The sequence below is a fragment of the Helicobacter zhangjianzhongii genome (genome assembly GCF_030249855.1).
GTDB lineage: Bacteria > Campylobacterota > Campylobacteria > Campylobacterales > Helicobacteraceae > Helicobacter_B > Helicobacter_B zhangjianzhongii.
Genome location: NZ_JANURN010000009.1, coordinates 22,149 through 37,986, shown reverse-complemented (window position 1 = coordinate 37,986; position 15,838 = coordinate 22,149). Strand labels below are relative to the sequence as shown.

17 protein-coding genes are annotated in these 15,838 nt (G+C 45.2%); 14 read left to right on the top strand and 3 right to left on the bottom strand.

All coding sequences use genetic code 11. The annotated features are described in order from the left end of the window. Positions 1–7 precede the first annotated feature (7 nt). The 14 genes from tyrS to NYG90_RS08885 are packed head-to-tail and all read left to right on the top strand — an operon-like array spanning position 8 to position 11,827. Positions 8–1,234 carry a tyrosine--tRNA ligase gene (gene tyrS, locus NYG90_RS08950; protein ID WP_285257418.1) on the top strand — a complete coding sequence of 409 codons (1,227 nt, stop codon included), beginning with the start codon at positions 8–10 and terminating at the stop codon, positions 1,232–1,234. 9 nt (positions 1,235–1,243) lie between these two features. After that, positions 1,244–2,335 (top strand): nitronate monooxygenase, encoded by a 1,092-nt coding sequence (locus tag NYG90_RS08945; protein WP_285257419.1) that lies wholly within the window; start codon positions 1,244–1,246, stop codon positions 2,333–2,335. 6 nt (positions 2,336–2,341) lie between these two features. Then, the gene (locus tag NYG90_RS08940; protein WP_285257420.1) at positions 2,342–3,574 is read left to right on the top strand and encodes an N-acetylmuramoyl-L-alanine amidase family protein; all 1,233 of its coding nucleotides are present in this window, start codon (positions 2,342–2,344) and stop codon (positions 3,572–3,574) included. A gap of 18 nt (positions 3,575–3,592) precedes the next feature. After that, on the top strand, positions 3,593–4,465 hold the full coding sequence (locus NYG90_RS08935) for a hypothetical protein (RefSeq protein ID WP_285264955.1): 873 nt from the start codon (positions 3,593–3,595) through the stop codon (positions 4,463–4,465). Further along, a complete protein-coding gene (locus tag NYG90_RS08930; protein ID WP_285257422.1) occupies positions 4,465–4,959 on the top strand; it encodes a low molecular weight protein-tyrosine-phosphatase in 495 nt (164 codons plus the stop codon). The genes NYG90_RS08935 and NYG90_RS08930 overlap by 1 nt, the downstream gene beginning before the upstream one ends. Before the next feature lie 10 nt (positions 4,960–4,969). After that, entirely contained in the window at positions 4,970–5,329 is a 360-nt protein-coding gene (locus NYG90_RS08925; RefSeq protein ID WP_115012408.1) for an arsenate reductase family protein, read from the top strand. Further along, the gene (locus NYG90_RS08920) at positions 5,329–6,654 is read left to right on the top strand and encodes an SH3 domain-containing C40 family peptidase (protein WP_285257423.1); all 1,326 of its coding nucleotides are present in this window, start codon (positions 5,329–5,331) and stop codon (positions 6,652–6,654) included. Before NYG90_RS08925 ends, NYG90_RS08920 begins: the two co-directional genes overlap by 1 nt. Beyond that, on the top strand, positions 6,651–7,520 hold the full coding sequence (locus tag NYG90_RS08915) for a metal ABC transporter solute-binding protein, Zn/Mn family (protein ID WP_285257424.1): 870 nt from the start codon (positions 6,651–6,653) through the stop codon (positions 7,518–7,520). The genes NYG90_RS08920 and NYG90_RS08915 overlap by 4 nt, the downstream gene beginning before the upstream one ends. Continuing rightward, on the top strand, positions 7,520–8,281 hold the full coding sequence (locus NYG90_RS08910; RefSeq protein WP_285257425.1) for a metal ABC transporter ATP-binding protein: 762 nt from the start codon (positions 7,520–7,522) through the stop codon (positions 8,279–8,281). The genes NYG90_RS08915 and NYG90_RS08910 overlap by 1 nt, the downstream gene beginning before the upstream one ends. Positions 8,282–8,283: 2 nt before the next feature. Beyond that, the gene (locus NYG90_RS08905) at positions 8,284–9,639 is read left to right on the top strand and encodes an FAD-dependent oxidoreductase (protein ID WP_285257426.1); all 1,356 of its coding nucleotides are present in this window, start codon (positions 8,284–8,286) and stop codon (positions 9,637–9,639) included. Positions 9,640–9,666: 27 nt separating this feature from the next. Continuing rightward, on the top strand, positions 9,667–10,497 hold the full coding sequence (locus tag NYG90_RS08900; RefSeq protein ID WP_285257427.1) for a metal ABC transporter permease: 831 nt from the start codon (positions 9,667–9,669) through the stop codon (positions 10,495–10,497). Continuing rightward, positions 10,494–10,730 (top strand): DUF5408 family protein, encoded by a 237-nt coding sequence (locus NYG90_RS08895; RefSeq protein ID WP_115012402.1) that lies wholly within the window; start codon positions 10,494–10,496, stop codon positions 10,728–10,730. The genes NYG90_RS08900 and NYG90_RS08895 overlap by 4 nt, the downstream gene beginning before the upstream one ends. 9 nt (positions 10,731–10,739) lie before the next feature. After that, the gene (locus tag NYG90_RS08890) at positions 10,740–11,183 is read left to right on the top strand and encodes a Fur family transcriptional regulator (RefSeq protein ID WP_285257428.1); all 444 of its coding nucleotides are present in this window, start codon (positions 10,740–10,742) and stop codon (positions 11,181–11,183) included. Further along, on the top strand, positions 11,180–11,827 hold the full coding sequence (locus tag NYG90_RS08885) for a LysE family translocator (RefSeq protein WP_285257429.1): 648 nt from the start codon (positions 11,180–11,182) through the stop codon (positions 11,825–11,827). Before NYG90_RS08890 ends, NYG90_RS08885 begins: the two co-directional genes overlap by 4 nt. Here the strand turns inward: NYG90_RS08885 and hisH are convergent. From hisH to NYG90_RS08870, 3 genes are all read right to left on the bottom strand, one after another. Beyond that, positions 11,822–12,454 (bottom strand): imidazole glycerol phosphate synthase subunit HisH, encoded by a 633-nt coding sequence (hisH, locus tag NYG90_RS08880; RefSeq protein ID WP_285257453.1) that lies wholly within the window; start codon positions 12,452–12,454, stop codon positions 11,822–11,824. The two genes, NYG90_RS08885 and hisH, sit on opposite strands and share 6 nt — an antisense overlap. Continuing rightward, positions 12,430–15,177 carry an isoleucine--tRNA ligase gene (gene ileS, locus NYG90_RS08875; RefSeq protein ID WP_285264954.1) on the bottom strand — a complete coding sequence of 916 codons (2,748 nt, stop codon included), beginning with the start codon at positions 15,175–15,177 and terminating at the stop codon, positions 12,430–12,432. Before ileS ends, hisH begins: the two co-directional genes overlap by 25 nt. A 77-nt stretch (positions 15,178–15,254) precedes the next feature. Then, positions 15,255–15,830 carry a ComF family protein gene (locus NYG90_RS08870; protein WP_285257431.1) on the bottom strand — a complete coding sequence of 192 codons (576 nt, stop codon included), beginning with the start codon at positions 15,828–15,830 and terminating at the stop codon, positions 15,255–15,257. Positions 15,831–15,838 lie beyond the last annotated feature (8 nt).

Below are 15,838 nucleotides of genomic sequence, written 5' to 3'. Positions count from 1 at the left end.
GAAAGTGATGTTGTCGCCACAAGAGATTAAAGCTAATACCCAGCAAGCTATGCAAGAAATCGCGCGTGGGGCTAGTGAGTTTGTCGGGCAGGAGTATATCGCAAGTCTTGTGGAGCGGTTTTATACCACAGGAGAGCGGTTTATCGTAAAGGCTGGGTTTGATCCCACTGCGCCGGACTTGCATTTGGGACATACGGTGCTTTTATCAAAGCTTGCGACTTTTCAACGCTATGGCGGTGATGTGAAGTTTCTTATCGGGGATTTTACAGCGACTATTGGCGATCCAAGTGGCAAAACACAAACGCGCAAGCAACTCTCTCGCCAAGAAGTAGAGCAAAATGCTACAACCTACAAGGAGCAGGTGTTTAAGGTGCTAGATCCTAAACATACAGAAGTGTGCTTTAACTCTGCGTGGATTAGTGAGCTTGGGACTGCTGGGCTAGTGCAGCTTACAGCGCAGTTTTCTGTGGCAAGAATGCTTGAGCGCGATGATTTCACTAAGCGATATAGAGAGAATCTCCCTATTAGTATTATTGAGTTTATCTACCCGCTTTTGCAGGGCTATGATTCTGTCGCGCTTAATTGTGATATTGAGCTAGGGGGCAATGACCAGAAGTTTAATTTGCTCGTGGGGCGTAGCTTGCAGCGAGCCTATGGACTTGCTAAAGAGCAGTCTGTTTTAACAGTGCCTTTGTTAGAAGGGCTAGATGGTGTGCAGAAAATGAGCAAGTCTCTAGGGAATTACATTGGTGTTACAGAAAATCCTAATACAATGTATGCTAAGATAATGAGCGTTTCTGATGTGCTTATGTGGAAATATTATGAGCTTTTGAGTAGTAAATCGCTAGATGAGTTGCAATCTTTGCGCGAGGGCGTAGAGCTAGGAAGCTTGCACCCAAAGGCTGTGAAGCAGGCATTGGCTTTTGAGATTACTGCTAGATTCTATGATGAGAGTATCGCAGAATCTGCACAGATAGAGTTTGAAAAGGTCTTTGCTCAAAGGGAGATGCCAAGTGAGATTGCGACAAAAGAGTTTGACTCTGGTGTGTGGATCTGCAAGGTGCTACAAGATGGTGGGCTTTGCTCTTCTACCTCTCAAGCTAGGCGAGATATACAAGCAGGCGCACTTAAGATTGATCAGCAAAAGATCGTTGATGAAAATCTCAAGCTTACAAGCGGAGAATACATCATTCAAATCGGTAAGCGTAGGTTTTTAAAAGCTATTATACGATAAGGAACAAAGATGAGAAAACCTTTGCAACCATTAAAAATAGGCAAACACACGATAAAAATCCCCATTTTTCAAGGTGGTATGGGTGTGGGGATAAGCTGGGATGAGCTAGCTGGCAATGTCGCCAAAGAAGGTGCGCTTGGCATTATCTCTGCTGTTGGCACGGGGTATTATAAGAAAATGCACTTTGTCGAAAAGCTTGTGCATAATAAGCCCTTTGAGACGATAAATTTCTACTCCAAAACTGCTTTGAATGAGATCTTTGCCAATGCGCGTAAGATTTGTGGTAGCAATCCACTTGGTGCAAATATCTTGCACGCGATCAATGACTATGGGCGTGTGGTGCGCGATGCGTGCGAGGCTGGGGCAAATATCATTGTAACAGGAGCTGGGCTGCCTACAAATATGCCAGAATTTACCAAAAATTTCCCCGATGTAGCTCTCGTGCCTATCGTCTCTTCTGTCAAGGCATTAAAGATTATTTGCAAGCGTTGGGAGGAGCGGTATAAGCGTGTCCCAGATGCAGTCGTAGTGGAGGGACCTCTAAGTGGAGGGCATCAGGGCTTTAAGTATGAAGACTGCTTTAAGCCGGAGTTTCAGCTAGAATCCATTGTCCCACAAATCGTCCAAGAAGCGAAAAATTGGGGCAATATCCCTGTCATAGCAGCAGGTGGCGTGTGGGATAGAGATGATATTGATAAGTTTCTCTCACTTGGGGCAAGCGGCGTGCAGATGGGGACACGCTTTTTAGGCACTAAAGAGTGCGATGCTAAGGCATATCAAGAGATTATGCCCCATATCCAAGAAGCAGATATTGAGCTTGTGAAATCCCCTGTGGGCTATCCTGCTAGGGCGTTGCGCATAGGCGTGTTAAAGCGACTAGAAGAGGGCAATGCCCCAAAGGTGCAGTGCGTGAGTAATTGTGTCGCGCCTTGCCATAGAGGTGTAGAGGCAAAAAAAGTGGGCTATTGTATCGCCGATAGCTTGGGTAAGGGGCATTTGGGTGATAAGGTAGAGGGGCTGTATTTTAGCGGCGCGAATGGATATAGAATCCAAAAAATCATCAGTGTAAAAGAGCTTATAGAAGAACTCACGCAGGGGTAGTAGTGGGTGTGGCGAGTTTTTGTCTTTGTGTTAGGCATTTGTATCGCCAAGGCTCAAGCACTCCATATCACAAACTCTATCCCATTTGGCGCAAGTAGCCTAAAGGTCATATTTTCTTCAAGCGTTGAGGATCTTGCTTTAACGCCTGTTACAATCTCTAGCAATGCTGTGTATATTGATATAAAAGCCGTGCTAGATAATGGCAAAAAGGTGTATTTCTTCCCCCGTAATGCCCAAGTAACCATCGCACAAAACACCCCGCAAATCACGCGTTTTGTCATCACTAATGGCAATGGCTTAGTCTATCAAATCAAACTTGTGCAAAATAATCTCTATCTATCCTTTGTTGATAAAATTCCAGAATCCTCCAAGCCCCAGCCTAAGCCAAATCCACCCAAGCAAGAATCTAAGCAAGAATCACCCAAAGCCCCCCCTGCACCCCAAAAGCCAGTAGAATCCACCCCGTCAAAGCCAGCTTCATCAAACCCCACCCCGCCAAAATCTACTCCGCCAGCACCTTCGCCAAAGCCCACAACAAGCCCCGTGGTAAAGCCCAAAAAAGGCTACAAAGTCGTGATTGATCCCGGGCACGGGGGTAAGGATTGCGGCACGCTTGGGGTTACAAAAGTATGCGAGAAGCATATCGTGCTAAAGGTTGCTACACATTTGAACAAGGAGCTAAAAAAGCGCGGCTATATCACCTATATGACACGCGATAAAGATGTTTATCTTAATCTCAAAGAGCGCACCGATTTTGCGAATGCCAAAAATGCGGATTTGTTTGTCTCAATCCACGCTAACTCTGTCCCCAAAACAACCAAAAAATCGCCCAAAGGCGTGGAGACCTACTTCCTATCAACGGCTAGAAGCGATCGCGCCCGAGATGTCGCCGAGCAAGAAAACAAAGATGATATTGATGTGATGAATTATTTTTCTAAGCAGACTTTCTTAAACTCGCTTAACTCTCATCGCCTGCTTGCCTCAAATAAGCTTGCTATCGACATACAATATGGGATTTTAAAAAAGCTGCGCCAGAATTATCAAGGCATCACAGATGGCGGTGTGAGAGAGGGTCCATTTTGGGTGTTGGCTGGGGCGTTAATGCCATCGGTGTTGATAGAAATAGGGTATAATTCTAGCCCGATTGAAGCCCCACGACTAAATAATGATGCCTATCAAAAAGATCTAGCCAAGGGGATTGCTGATGGGATAGATGGATTTGTCGCAAAAAATTTTTAAGCTATGCTAGGATTGTGAATGAAGGGTGTTGAGAGTAAAATTATCTTTTCTTCGTTGTTTTTCTTTTTTGTCGTGTTTGTGTTGCTTTCGTTGATTGTATCAAGCCTTAGCTCGACATTTTCGCAGCTTTTTTTGGTGTTTTCTTATCCACATAGGGCGTATGACTTTACAAGTGATTTACTGCTTGTGTGCTTTGTGGCGATGTGCGTGGTGTTTATCGTGTATTCTATCCGTCGCAAAAAGCACAATACAACAGAAAAGGTCGCGGCATCTATCATCGGCTTGGTGGCTTTGCTTGTGCTGGTATTTCGTATTGCTCAAAGCATTATGCAAAATCAGCCCGATGAGATCGCTTATGCCTTTAGCGATACGCTTGGCGGGGTGGTTTTGTGGAAGATTGCTGATATTAGTGTGTATGTGTTTGTGTATGTGTGTTTTATCTTGCTCCCGCTTGCTCTGCCTGCGTGCAAGATCCGCTTAAATATCTTTAACAAATGGGGCGAGTGGCTTAGTGCCTATATGCCAAGTATCAATACGACATTATTTGTGCTTTTTGCCTATGCGATACAGCCCTATTATGGCAAGTCTAATCCACTTTTATATATTGATTTATGGCTATTTTACTTTGGGTTTTTGTGTGTGGTGGTAGTGCTATATCGTAATAAAGAGCTATTTGGATTCTATGAGTATGCCAATTTGCTCTGGCTTGTGGTGGGGGTGGTGGTGTTTTGTTTATGCTCTAAAATCATCGCACAAGCTGATTATACCAACACGCGCACAATGTTTCTTCTCATCGGGCTTATGGCGTGGTGTGGCGAGTGGATGTATGCCTCACTGCACGGAAATATCAAGCCTAGCAGCTTAAAAAGCTTATTAAAAAAGGGGCGATAATGAAGCTAGAATCCACTTTTGCGCATTTAAGAGAGCAAGAAAGGGTGAAGATCGTCTTTGTGTGCTTGGGGAATATCTGCCGCTCACCGCTAGCAGAGGGCATTGCCAATACCTTGTATAAGCCCCACGCTAACGCCCCAAAGCTAGAGTTTTCATCAGCTGGGACTTCTGGCTTTCATAATGGCGATCCCATCGACTCTCGCTCCATTGCCATTGCGCGAGAAAATGGCATTGATATAGCGCATTACACAAGCAAGCAAGTAAGCCTCTATGCCCATAGCGATGTGGATTTGCTAGTGGCTATGGATAGGAGCAATTATGCTACGCTTAAGGCTATGGGCTTTGAGAGCGATAAAATCGCCTTGCTAGGGGATTTTGGACTAGATGGCGCAGAGGTGCCAGATCCCTACTATGGCGGGACAGATGGCTTTGCGAAAGTATTTGCAATGCTGCAAAGTGGTATAAGCAATTTGCTAGCTAGCTTGTCTCATTAAGGAGTGGTGTATGGAAGAGATTGTAGTGTATGGGATCAAGGCTTGTGGCAGTGTGCAAAAGGCACGCAAATATTTGGATTCTAGGGGGATTGCGTATGAGTTTATTGATGTAAAGACCACGCCGCTAGAATCCACTTTTTTAGCGTGGCTTGCGGAGCAAGTAGGGACAGAAGTGCTGCTAAACACCAAAGGCACGACTTATAAAAAGCTTGGGCTAAAGGCGCAGGATTTATCGCAAGAGCAAAAGCTCCACGCAATGCTAGAGTATCCGCTGCTTATCAAACGCCCTGTGATTGTCTATACACATTCAGGCAAGAAGCAAGTGCTTGTGGGCTTTGATGAAAGTCGCTTGGCAGAGGTATTTGGCTAATGGCTAGAATCCACTTTTTGATCCTATGTGCGCTTGCTAGCCTTATGCTAGGCTGTGCCAAAAAGCAGGTAACCACCATAGCAAAAGATGTGAGTGCATATCCGCAAGATGCACGATTTTATGTTTTGCCTAGCAATGATAGCGCATCAAAGCACCCTAGCAATGCAAAAGCGATAAAAGAAGCTTATCTACAAGCGCATTTCTCCCCCTGGTCTGCCAAGCCAAACCCCGATGTCAAAAGCGTGTTTTGGGTGCAGGGCTCTTTACGCAGTAAGCCTGGATTTGGCGAGAATCGCCTGCCTAATTCTAAAGAATTTACACAAGGGATTTTGGACTCTATGGATATTGCGCATTATCCTAGTGTCGCGCAAAAGGCGATTATCACGCAAGCTACCAATGTCCGTGTCGTGCCTAGTGAAAAAATGCGCTTTGATACAGAAGATGACTTCCCCTTTGATCAATGGCAGAATTCGTGGATTTTTGCTGGCACGCCTGTGCTGATTACACACTATGATACGACCAAGCGTTGGGCGCATATAGAGAGCGGCTTTGTGGCTGGGTGGATTCTAGTAAATAGTGTGGGGCTAGTTGATGAGAAGCAAATCGCGCGGCTAAAAAAGGCTTCTTATATCCTGCCAGAGCGCGATAATATCCCCCTCTATCATAAGGGCAAGTTTCTTGCCAATGCGCGAGTAGGGCAGATCCTCCCCGTGGTAAAAAGCCTAAAAGAGCGCGATATAGTGCTAGTGCCAATGCGCGATATGCAGGGCAAGGCGCAATTAGTAGAATCCACTATCGCCGCAAGAGATATTGCAAGCTTCCCTAAGGGCTTTAGCCAAGGGCGTAGCGCAGAGATTATCAACACAATGCTAGGGGATAAATATGGCTGGGGCGGCTACCTAGCAAGCAGAGATTGCTCGGCGTTTATCCGCGATATTTTTGCTAATTATGGGCTATATCTTCCTAGAAATTCTCTTGCCCAAGCGCAGGTAAAAAAGAGTATGCAAGATCTCTCACATTTATCTCGCAAGCAAAAGGAGCGTTACATCATAGAGCACGGCGTGCCTTTTGGCAGTGTGCTTTATCTAAAGGGACATATTATGCTCTATATTGGCGAGTATGAAGGGCGGGCTATGGTAGCACACAGCGCGTGGAGTGTGAAGACCTCTACACTCTTTAGGGGGTATAAAAATATGCTAGGAGGCGTGGTGATCACAAGTCTTTATGCTGGCAAGGAGCATAATGGTGCATTTTCTAAAAAACTTTTGATTGATAGGGTTACAGGTATTACTAATTTTTATGACTTATTGGAGAATCCACAATGATGATTATTAGATATTGCGTGTTTGCGCTGTTTATGGGGCTTAGTGGCATTGGAGCAGAATCTAGCACAAAGCAAAAGCCGCTTGTGCTAGTGAGTGTGCCGCCGCAAGCGTATTTTGTGCGTGCGATTGCAGGTGATAGCGTGGAGGTAAGAAGTGTGGTGCCAGCTGATGTGTCGCCTGAGACTTATGAGCCTAAGCCCAGCCAAGCGCGAGCATTTATGCAAGCAGCAGTATTTTTTGGCGTGGGTATGAGCTATGAGGCTAGTTTGCAAGCGCGTCTAGCAAGCACCAATCGCGCCTTGCTTTATGTCGATCTTGCGCATAGAGTTTTAGATCACGATAGGCACGATGAGCACACACATACAAAAGTGGATTCTAGCACTCACGCCCACGATCCGCATATTTGGCTTTCACTAAAGCTCGCCAAGCCTAAGGCACAAGCTATGTATGAGCGTCTTTGTGCCATTAACCCTGCTTATAAAGATAGCTATGCAAAGAATCTCGCCGCGTTATTCGCTAGAATCGATAGAATCCAGCGTGATCTAGGGGCAATTTTAAAAGAGCAAAAGGGCAGGGCATTTTTGGTGATACATCCGGCATTTGGGTATTTGGCGCAAGAATTTGGGCTTGAAGAAATTGCCCTAGAAGAAGATGGCAAGGAAATTAAGCTAAAGGCATTAAACCGCTTGCCAAAAATTGTAGAGCAAAAGCGTATCCGCACACTCTTTATCCAGCCGCAGTTTGACAAAGAGCGCGCAGAATCCATCGCTAAAACACTTGGCTTAAATGTGGAGATTCTAGACTCCCTAAATGAGAATTGGGAAGAGAGCCTCTATGCCTTTGCGCACAAGATTAAGGAGCAGTAATGCGCGAGATTCTGCGCTGTGAGAATCTGCATTTTGCCTATGATGGTATGCAGCACAATGCTTTAGAAAATGTGAGCTTTAGCGTGTATGAAAATGATTTTTTAGCAGTGATTGGTCCAAATGGAGGGGGCAAAAGCACGCTTGTCAAGCTGCTTATCGGGCTGCTTATGCCCTGCTCTGGGGAGATTATCTACCCAAATCCAAGCATATACCACGCAAAAAGTCTTATCGGCTATGTGCCACAAGACACAAGTATCAATGTAGATTTTCCCATTAGCGTGCTTGATGTGGTGCTAATGGGCTTTATGGAGCCTAGAATCTTTGGCTTCCGTGCGACAAAGGCGCAAAAGCACAAAGCCCTAGAAGCACTAGAGAAGCTAGAGATAGCGCATTTAGCGCATAATGCTATCGCAGAGCTAAGCGGAGGGCAAAGGCAGAGAGTGCTGATCGCTAGGGCATTATGCGGAGAGCCAAGGCTACTTGTCTTAGATGAGCCTACTTCAAGTATCGATACAAAAATGCAAATACAAATTTACAAAAGTTTAAAAAAAATTAACAATTTTCATACTATAATCCTTATCAGTCATCACATATCGGTCTTGTTAGGTTACGCCAATCGTGCGCTATTTGTGGATAAAAAGGTCATTGAACACACGATTCCTAGAATGCAAAGTGCCCTAGATACACAAGGTGATATTTGGGGGCATATTTGCGAAGTCGATTTATTTGACAAACTTTGTGCCAAGTCTAAGGAGAAGTGAGAATGGAAAATAATTTTGATGTTGTGATTATTGGAGCTGGTGTGTCTGGGTGTGCGTTGTTTTGGACGCTAAGTGAATACACAGATATAAAGAGTGTCGCTGTGGTGGATAAATGCCCAGATATTGCTATGGTGAGTTCTAATGTGCGTGCCAATTCCCAAACGATCCACGATGGCTCAATTGAGACAAACTACACCGCCCAAAAGGCAAAGAAAGTCAAGCTTGCTGCACAAAAGGTTACCAACTACGCGCTAAAGCACAATTTACAAAATAAAGTCATCTTTAAAACACAAAAAATGGCAATAGGTGTAGGCGATGCAGAATGTGAGTTTATGCACAAACGACATCAAGAGTTTTTGTCTGTGTTTCCTGATTTAGAGTGGTTTGATAAGCAGATGATTAAAGAGATCGAGCCAAGCGTTATCCTAGGAAGTGATGGCAAGAGTGATCGCCCTGAAAATGTCGTAGGATCTGGATATAGAGAAGCGTGGTGTGCTATGGACTTTGAAGGACTAAGTAAAGATTTCGCCACACGCGCACAAGAGAAGAATCCAAACAATAAGGTGTTTTTGAATTTTTGGGTTAAAGATATTAAGCGCAATGATGAAGGGTATTATCTTATCTCCAAAAGCGGCGAGGTGATCACTGCGAAGTTTGTGCTTGTCAATGCTGGGTCATACTCACTTGTTTTAGCGCAGTCTATGGGCTATGGCACTGATCTTGGGTGCTTACCTATTGCTGGGAGCTTTTACTTTGTGCCTGATTTGCTAAAGGGCAAAGTCTATATGGTGCAAAATCCAAAGCTACCATTTGCTGCAGTGCATGGGGACCCTGATATTAGCATATCGGGCAAGACAAGGATTGGACCAACGGCTATTGCTATGCCTAAGCTTGAGCGATCAAAGCATTGGTATAGTGGTATTAGCTTTGAGCTAGGGAAAGTTGATTTTCATAGAGAAGTATTTGGGGTGTTGTTTAATCTACTCAAAGATGCGGAGATCCGCTCTTATGTGTTTAAGAATATCGTGTTTGAGTTGCCGTATTTTGGCAAGAGATTGTTCCTAAAAGATGCGCAGAAGCTGATCCCATCACTAAAGCTTGATGATATAGAATATGCTGAAGGTTATGGTGAGGTGCGTCCTCAAGTGGTGGATAGGACACAAAAACAGCTAGAGCTTGGAGAGAAAAAGATCATCACCAATAAAGGCATCACATTTAATATGACACCATCGCCCGGTGCGACAAGCTGCTTGCAAAATGCCTTTGTCGATACACAAGAAATCGTCAGTTACTTGCAGGCAAATTTTGATAAAGAACGCTTTTTGCGCGATTTATCTCCAGAAGAGCTAGACTCATAGATTCTAGGTAGTATTTAGGGCGTGGGTGTGCTTGAGATTCTAAGTAGTGGCGGATTTTTTCAAAATATTATTATCACATCTGTGTTGCTAAGTATATGTGCTGGGCTGATTGGCTCGCTTATTGTGGCAAATAAAAGTGTGTTTCTTGCCGGAGGGGTGGCACACGCGGCATTTGGTGGGGTAGGTGTGGCGGTGTTTTTGGGCTGCAGTGTGCTACTAGGCGCGCTAGGTGCGGCATTGATTATGGCTTTGATTTTGCTCTATGCGACTTTGTGGCACAAGGGTAGGCTTGATACTTTTATCGCTATTGCGTGGGCATTTGGTATGGCTCTTGGTGTGGTGCTTATAGAACTAGCTCCGGGCTATAAGATCAATATGGAGAGCTATTTGTTTGGCTCGCTTGCATTTAGCACCAAAGAAGATATATATATGCTCTTTGGATTTGATGTGGTGCTTATCGCATTTGTGGTTGTGTTTTATAGGGAGATTCTAGCAGTTTTGTATGATATGGAGTTTAGCCGATTAAAGCGAGTGCCTACTAAGCTTTTTGTTAGCGTGATTTTTGTGCTAACGGCATTTGGCGTGGTGCTTGGTATGCGTGCAGGGGGGCTTATCTTGGTGATTTCTATGCTCTCTATCCCAGCATATATAGCTATGATGTTTGCTAGAAATCTTGCTATGCAGTTTTGTTTATCTCTTGGTGTGTGTCTGCTGTGTATGTGTGGGGGGATTTGGTTTTCATTTGTGTATGATGTGGCACTTGGGGCGTGTATAGTGCTTGTATCAGTGGGAGTGTTTGTCTGTGCGCTTGGTCTGCGCTATATAATGGGTATATATCAAAACAAAGGAGCTATATGAGCGAAGAGACAAATAAGGATCTGGCATTAAGCGTGGCAAAAAAGTCGATGAAAATAGTGATTTTCATAGGAATGTTTGCTGTGGTGTTGCTTATGATCAATATTTATGTGATGATGACACAAATCACTGCAAGTGCGCAGCTAAGTCGCAAGCTACATACCATAGAGCGTTCTTTGGGGCTTGATGTGGATTCTAGTGTAGCGCAGGGGTCTCACAAAGAGCGTGAGAAATAAGGGGCTAATATGGCAATGCAAACGATCGTGCATACGGATAGAGATTTTAGAGAGCTTTTGCATAAGCATAGCCTAAAATCTACGCCGCAAAGACTAGCGATTTTGCGGCTAATCCAAAAAAATGGGCATATAGGTGTAAAAGAGATTTATGCGCATATTAGGAAGTTGCACCCAAGTATTTCTCTAGCGACTGTGTATGAAAATATCGCCACGCTTAGTGAAGCGGATATTTTGCGAGAGATTAAGCCCCCAAATCAAAAGCAAAAATACGAGCTAGCAAGCGATAAGCATATTCATGTGAGCTGTGAGAAGTGTGGCAAGCTACAAGATGTGTATGTCGATGCAAAAGATTTGCTAGATAAGTGTATGGATAAGAGCGGGTATAGGCTTTTTGATGTATCAGCTGTTTGTATTGGTGTGTGCGATACTTGTGCTACGGAAGTGGATCAATGACAATTACTGATGTGTCCTTGGTATTTGGGAATCTCTATGTAGCGGTATTTATCGTTGGATTTATAGGGGCGATCACGCCCGGACCAGATATTTTACTCATCTTGCGTAATACCATTAGCTTTGGAGCTAAACCCGCCTTTATCGCTCTTGGTGGGATTATTTGCGGGTGGTTGGTGTATCTTGGGTGCGTGTATTTTGGATTTGCGCATATAATGAGCACTCCCATAGCACAGGGCTTGCTTAGTGTGTTTGGTGCGCTCTATCTAGGCTATATTAGCTATAAGATTTTGCGCGCTCCGGCTATGTCTAATAGCGAGTTCGCACAGATTTTAGGAGCAAATACACAGGTAAAGCCAGCGGGGTTTTTTCAGGCTCTAGGGGTCAATCTCTCTAATCCCAAGGCGATTTTGTTTTTTGTCGTGGTGGTGGCTCCCTTTGCAGGGAGTGGGTTTGAGCTAGGGCTTTTTGTGCTGTTTTGTTCGCTTGTGTGTGGGTTTGTGGGGGTGATTTTAGTCGGGCTATATGTGCGCAAATGGCTTAATGCTCGCGTGTTTTTGTGGATTGATCGCATAAGTGCGGTGCTGTTTATTATCTTTGCTTGCTCGCTTTTTTATAGAGGGGTGGATATTTTCTTGCAATTATAGCTCTAGGAAATTTTGCAAGATTTGCAAGCCTGTATTATGGCTTTTTTCTGGGTGGGGCTGGATACCTAGGATATTGTCTTTTGCGATTATGGCGGGGAATCTATCGCCATAATCACACACGCCAAGCGCGACACTCTCATCGCGCAAGCACGCGTGGTAAGAATGCACGAAGTATAAAAATGCCCCATCATCAATACCGCGCAAAAGTGTATGTGCAGTGCCACCTTGTGTGAAAAAGCACTGATTCCAGCCGATGTGCGGAAGCCTAGGCGCATTGGCAAAGCGCACAATCTCACCTGCTATAAGCCCAAGCCCCTGATGCTCTCCAAACTCATAGCTTGTATCAAAAAGTAGCTGCATACCCAAGCATACACCTAGGATATAGCGACCGCGTTTTGCATATTGTGTGATTGCTTCATCAAAGCCTTTTTGCCTGATGACCGCACACACATCGCCAAATGCCCCGACTCCGGGCAAAATCAGCTTGTCATATAGGTGTAGCTCATCGGGATTTTTGACACATATAGCTTCTTGATGCAAGCTTGCAAAGGCATTGCGCAAGCTGCCTAGATTCCCCGCACCATAGTCGATGATCCCAAGCTTCATCGCGCTAAAACTTCCTGACATCGCGCGCACAATCCCCCTTCGCGTGCTGCCATATATCGCCAGCAACGCTCGCAGCGATAGCCCGCGCTTGTAGAAAGCCTAAAAGTCTTGCCATTTAGCGTAAAGCTGCTTATCTGCTCTTTTGGGGTATATTCACTTAGGATAAGCCATTGTGCCACTTCTGTAAAGTCCCCAAAATCCCCTTCTATACATAGCTCAAGCCCGGATTTAATGCGCTTATCCTTTTTTAGCGTATCAAGTAGCTCGCTGCATTTATCGCGTAGCTGGATAGCAAAGTCAAAGTCAGCTTCTGGCTCCACATCATAGAGTGCGATTATGCGCAAATCAAACACATCGCGCGATCCTTGTCGCACAATCTCTGGGGCGTGCTGCAAGACTTCATTGATCGTGTAGGTAAGGATTGGCGCAAGCAAGGCACATAGATTGCTAGCGATTGCTGCCATTACGCTTTGCTTCGCCCTGCGCCCCTTGTCATCGGCACTATCGCAGTATAGGCTGTCCTTACACAAATCAAGGTAGATCCCGCTTAGATCATTGGTGATAAAGTGCATAAGTGTTTGCAAGCCGCTTGCAAAGTTATAGCTAGCAAACTCCTCTTGCACGCGCAAAAAGTGGATTCTAGCAAGCTTTATGATAAAGCGATCAATTTGGCTTAGGTCCTTAGGGTCGCTTAGGGTTTGTAGGTCATTGCAGTTTGCTAGTAAGAATCGCAGCGTATTGCGGAGCTTTTTATACTGCTCGCCTACTTGTTGCAAGATGTTTTTAGAGATTTTTTGATCGTTTTGGTAGTCGCTTAGTGCGACCCACAGGCGCAAGATCTCGCTACCAGAGCTTTTTAGCACCTCTTGTGGGAGGATTACATTGCCTTTAGATTTACTCATTTTTTCACCGCGCTCATCCATTGTAAAGCCGTGTGTCAGCACGGATTTATATGGTGCTATGCCTTGAAGTGCGCAGCTTAACAGCAAGGAGCTTTGAAACCACCCTCTATGCTGATCGCTACCTTCTAAATACATATCTGCTGGGAAATTACCTGCATCGTAGAATCCACTTTTTAGCACGCCAAACCAAGTGCTGCCGCTATCAAACCACACATCAAGGATATGCTGGCATTTTTCTAGCTCACTTGCTCTGTGCTTGTGGGATTCTGGGAGTAGCTCGGCATTATCTAGCTCCCACCATACATCACAGCCCTTTTTGCTAAATATCTCACCAATATGCGCTAGCACACTAGAATCCAATATCGCTTTGCCGCTAGATTTTTCGACAAAAAATGCAATAGGCACGCCCCACGCCCGCTGCCTAGAGATACACCAATCAGGGCGGTTTTCTATCATTGTGCGGATTCTGTTGCGTCCGGATTCTGGGTAGAATTTCGTTTTTTCAATGGCTTCTAGGGCGACTTGTCGCAGGGTTTTGCCATTATGATAGGGCTTGTCCATAAGGATAAACCACTGCTTTGTCGCGCGGTAGATCACAGGCTCGTGTGTGCGCCAGCAGTGTGGGTAGGAGTGGATAAACTTCGCGCTTTTTAGCAAATGCTCCCCAAGCAATGGCAGGATTTTTTCATTAGCATCAAATACACGCATACCGATGAACTGCCCCACATCTTCTGCCCTAAAGAGCCCCTTTTCGCGCAAGCTCTCATCATAGCAGCCCCTATCATCAACAGGCATAAGCACTTCTAGCTCATATTTCAAGCAAGCAAAGTAGTCTTCCTCCCCGTGTCCGGGCGCACTATGCACAAGCCCACTTCCACCGCTCATTAGCACATGCTCACCTACAATGAGTAGCGACTCTCTGCCATTTAGCGGATTTATGGCGCGATAGTTTTCAAAGCTGCTGCCTTGCAGCTCCGCTAGAATCTTGCCCTTGCTTATGCCTTCTTGCATAATGGATTCTAGCAAGGCTTTGGCGATGATATAGCCTTCTTGCGTGATGATATAGCTCTCATTTGGGTGCAAGCAGATGGCTTGATTTGCCGGAAGTGTCCAAGGCGTAGTTGTCCAAATCACTGCTTGGATAGGGCTGTGCGTGTCTAGGCTATCAAGCTTTAGGGCTTGTAGGCTCTCTTTGGTGAGTGGGAATCCCACAAAGATTGAATGATCTTCTTTGTCTTTATACTCTACCTCTGCTTCTGCGAGAGCAGATCTAGCCGCCCAGCTCCAAAAAATTGGCTTTGATCGCTCAGCTAGCAAGCCTTTTTGCGCGACTTGTGCTAGCACTTGATAAATACTAGCTTCAAAGCCAAAATCCATTGTTTTATATGGATTGGCAAAGTCCCCAAGCACGCCTAAGTCTTTAAACTCTTGCATTTGGATTGAGAGAAACTTTTGCGCGTGCTTCCTGCATAGTGCGCGGAATGCACTTGTAGAGAGAGAAGATTTGCTCTGCTCTTTTTCTACTTGCTGCTCTATGGGCAGTCCGTGGCAGTCCCAGCCCGGCGTGTATCGCACGCTTTGTCCCTTGAAGTAATGTAACTTTATGATGATGTCTTTTAGGATCTTATTGAGTGCGTGTCCTATGTGTAAATGCCCATTGGCATAGGGCGGACCATCGTGCAGGGTGAAAGAGTCTTTGCTATTTTGGCGATTAGCACACATTGTGTTGTAGGCATATTGATTGGCGTTCCAAGTTTGGTAGGTTTGTGGCTCGTTTTGTGGGAGATTACCGCGCATTGGGAAAGTGGTGCTTGGGAGCAATAATGTGTCTTTATAATCCATACCCTATGTCCTTTGATGTGTTTAGTGTGGGAATTTAGCCGCGCATTGTAACAAAACTTAGCTTAAAGGCATAAGCCCTATTCTCGCGCATTGCACAAGCACAAGCAGAAATGCACCCTCGCGCCAGAATCCACGCACACAGATACGGCTTCGCTAAAGCTTGTGCCTGTGGTGATGATGTCATCAACTATGACTAATTCTTTTGCCTTAGCGGTGTAGGAGAGATCGCGTTTGTTTGCTTGGCGGTAGGCAAGAGATTTGCCGGCATAAGAGACTTGATTACCTGCTTTAAGCTGCCCATAGAGAGCTTTCATTGCAGTGCGCTTGGCAAAGGAGCGCATAATCACGCCCGTGTGAGAGTAATAGCTCCTTACAAAATCATCGATCCCTACAAGTGTGAGCGAGTGTAGGGCTTGTGTATCGCTGAAAGTGTGCGCGAAATAGTGCGCGGCTTTGTCGCTTAGGCACGCTAGGATTCTAGAGCCTATGGTGTAGTATTTGGCATTAAGCAAGTAGCTCACATCATCATAGCCATAAAAGCAATAGACCTTAACGCCCATCACCTCTCGCACGCTAGGGCGCAAAGGGATAGAATCTAGGCAGGCTTGGCATAGCACGCTTAGGCAAAATCTCCCGCAAGTTAGGCATTTCATCAAAAGTG

Coding starts and splice junctions, on each gene's coding strand:
- NYG90_RS08910 (WP_285257425.1), top strand. CDS start 7,520: ATGCGCGAGATTCTGCGCTGTGAGAATCTGCATTTTGCCTATGATGGT.
- NYG90_RS08945 (WP_285257419.1), top strand. CDS start 1,244: ATGAGAAAACCTTTGCAACCATTAAAAATAGGCAAACACACGATAAAA.
- NYG90_RS08870 (WP_285257431.1), bottom strand. CDS start 15,830: ATGAAATGCCTAACTTGCGGGAGATTTTGCCTAAGCGTGCTATGCCAA.
- NYG90_RS08890 (WP_285257428.1), top strand. CDS start 10,740: ATGGCAATGCAAACGATCGTGCATACGGATAGAGATTTTAGAGAGCTT.
- NYG90_RS08930 (WP_285257422.1), top strand. CDS start 4,465: ATGAAGCTAGAATCCACTTTTGCGCATTTAAGAGAGCAAGAAAGGGTG.
- NYG90_RS08915 (WP_285257424.1), top strand. CDS start 6,651: ATGATGATTATTAGATATTGCGTGTTTGCGCTGTTTATGGGGCTTAGT.
- NYG90_RS08895 (WP_115012402.1), top strand. CDS start 10,494: ATGAGCGAAGAGACAAATAAGGATCTGGCATTAAGCGTGGCAAAAAAG.
- tyrS (WP_285257418.1), top strand. CDS start 8: ATGTTGTCGCCACAAGAGATTAAAGCTAATACCCAGCAAGCTATGCAA.
- NYG90_RS08885 (WP_285257429.1), top strand. CDS start 11,180: ATGACAATTACTGATGTGTCCTTGGTATTTGGGAATCTCTATGTAGCG.
- hisH (WP_285257453.1), bottom strand. CDS start 12,454: ATGTCAGGAAGTTTTAGCGCGATGAAGCTTGGGATCATCGACTATGGT.
- NYG90_RS08935 (WP_285264955.1), top strand. CDS start 3,593: ATGAAGGGTGTTGAGAGTAAAATTATCTTTTCTTCGTTGTTTTTCTTT.
- ileS (WP_285264954.1), bottom strand. CDS start 15,177: ATGGATTATAAAGACACATTATTGCTCCCAAGCACCACTTTCCCAATG.
- NYG90_RS08925 (WP_115012408.1), top strand. CDS start 4,970: ATGGAAGAGATTGTAGTGTATGGGATCAAGGCTTGTGGCAGTGTGCAA.
- NYG90_RS08920 (WP_285257423.1), top strand. CDS start 5,329: ATGGCTAGAATCCACTTTTTGATCCTATGTGCGCTTGCTAGCCTTATG.
- NYG90_RS08905 (WP_285257426.1), top strand. CDS start 8,284: ATGGAAAATAATTTTGATGTTGTGATTATTGGAGCTGGTGTGTCTGGG.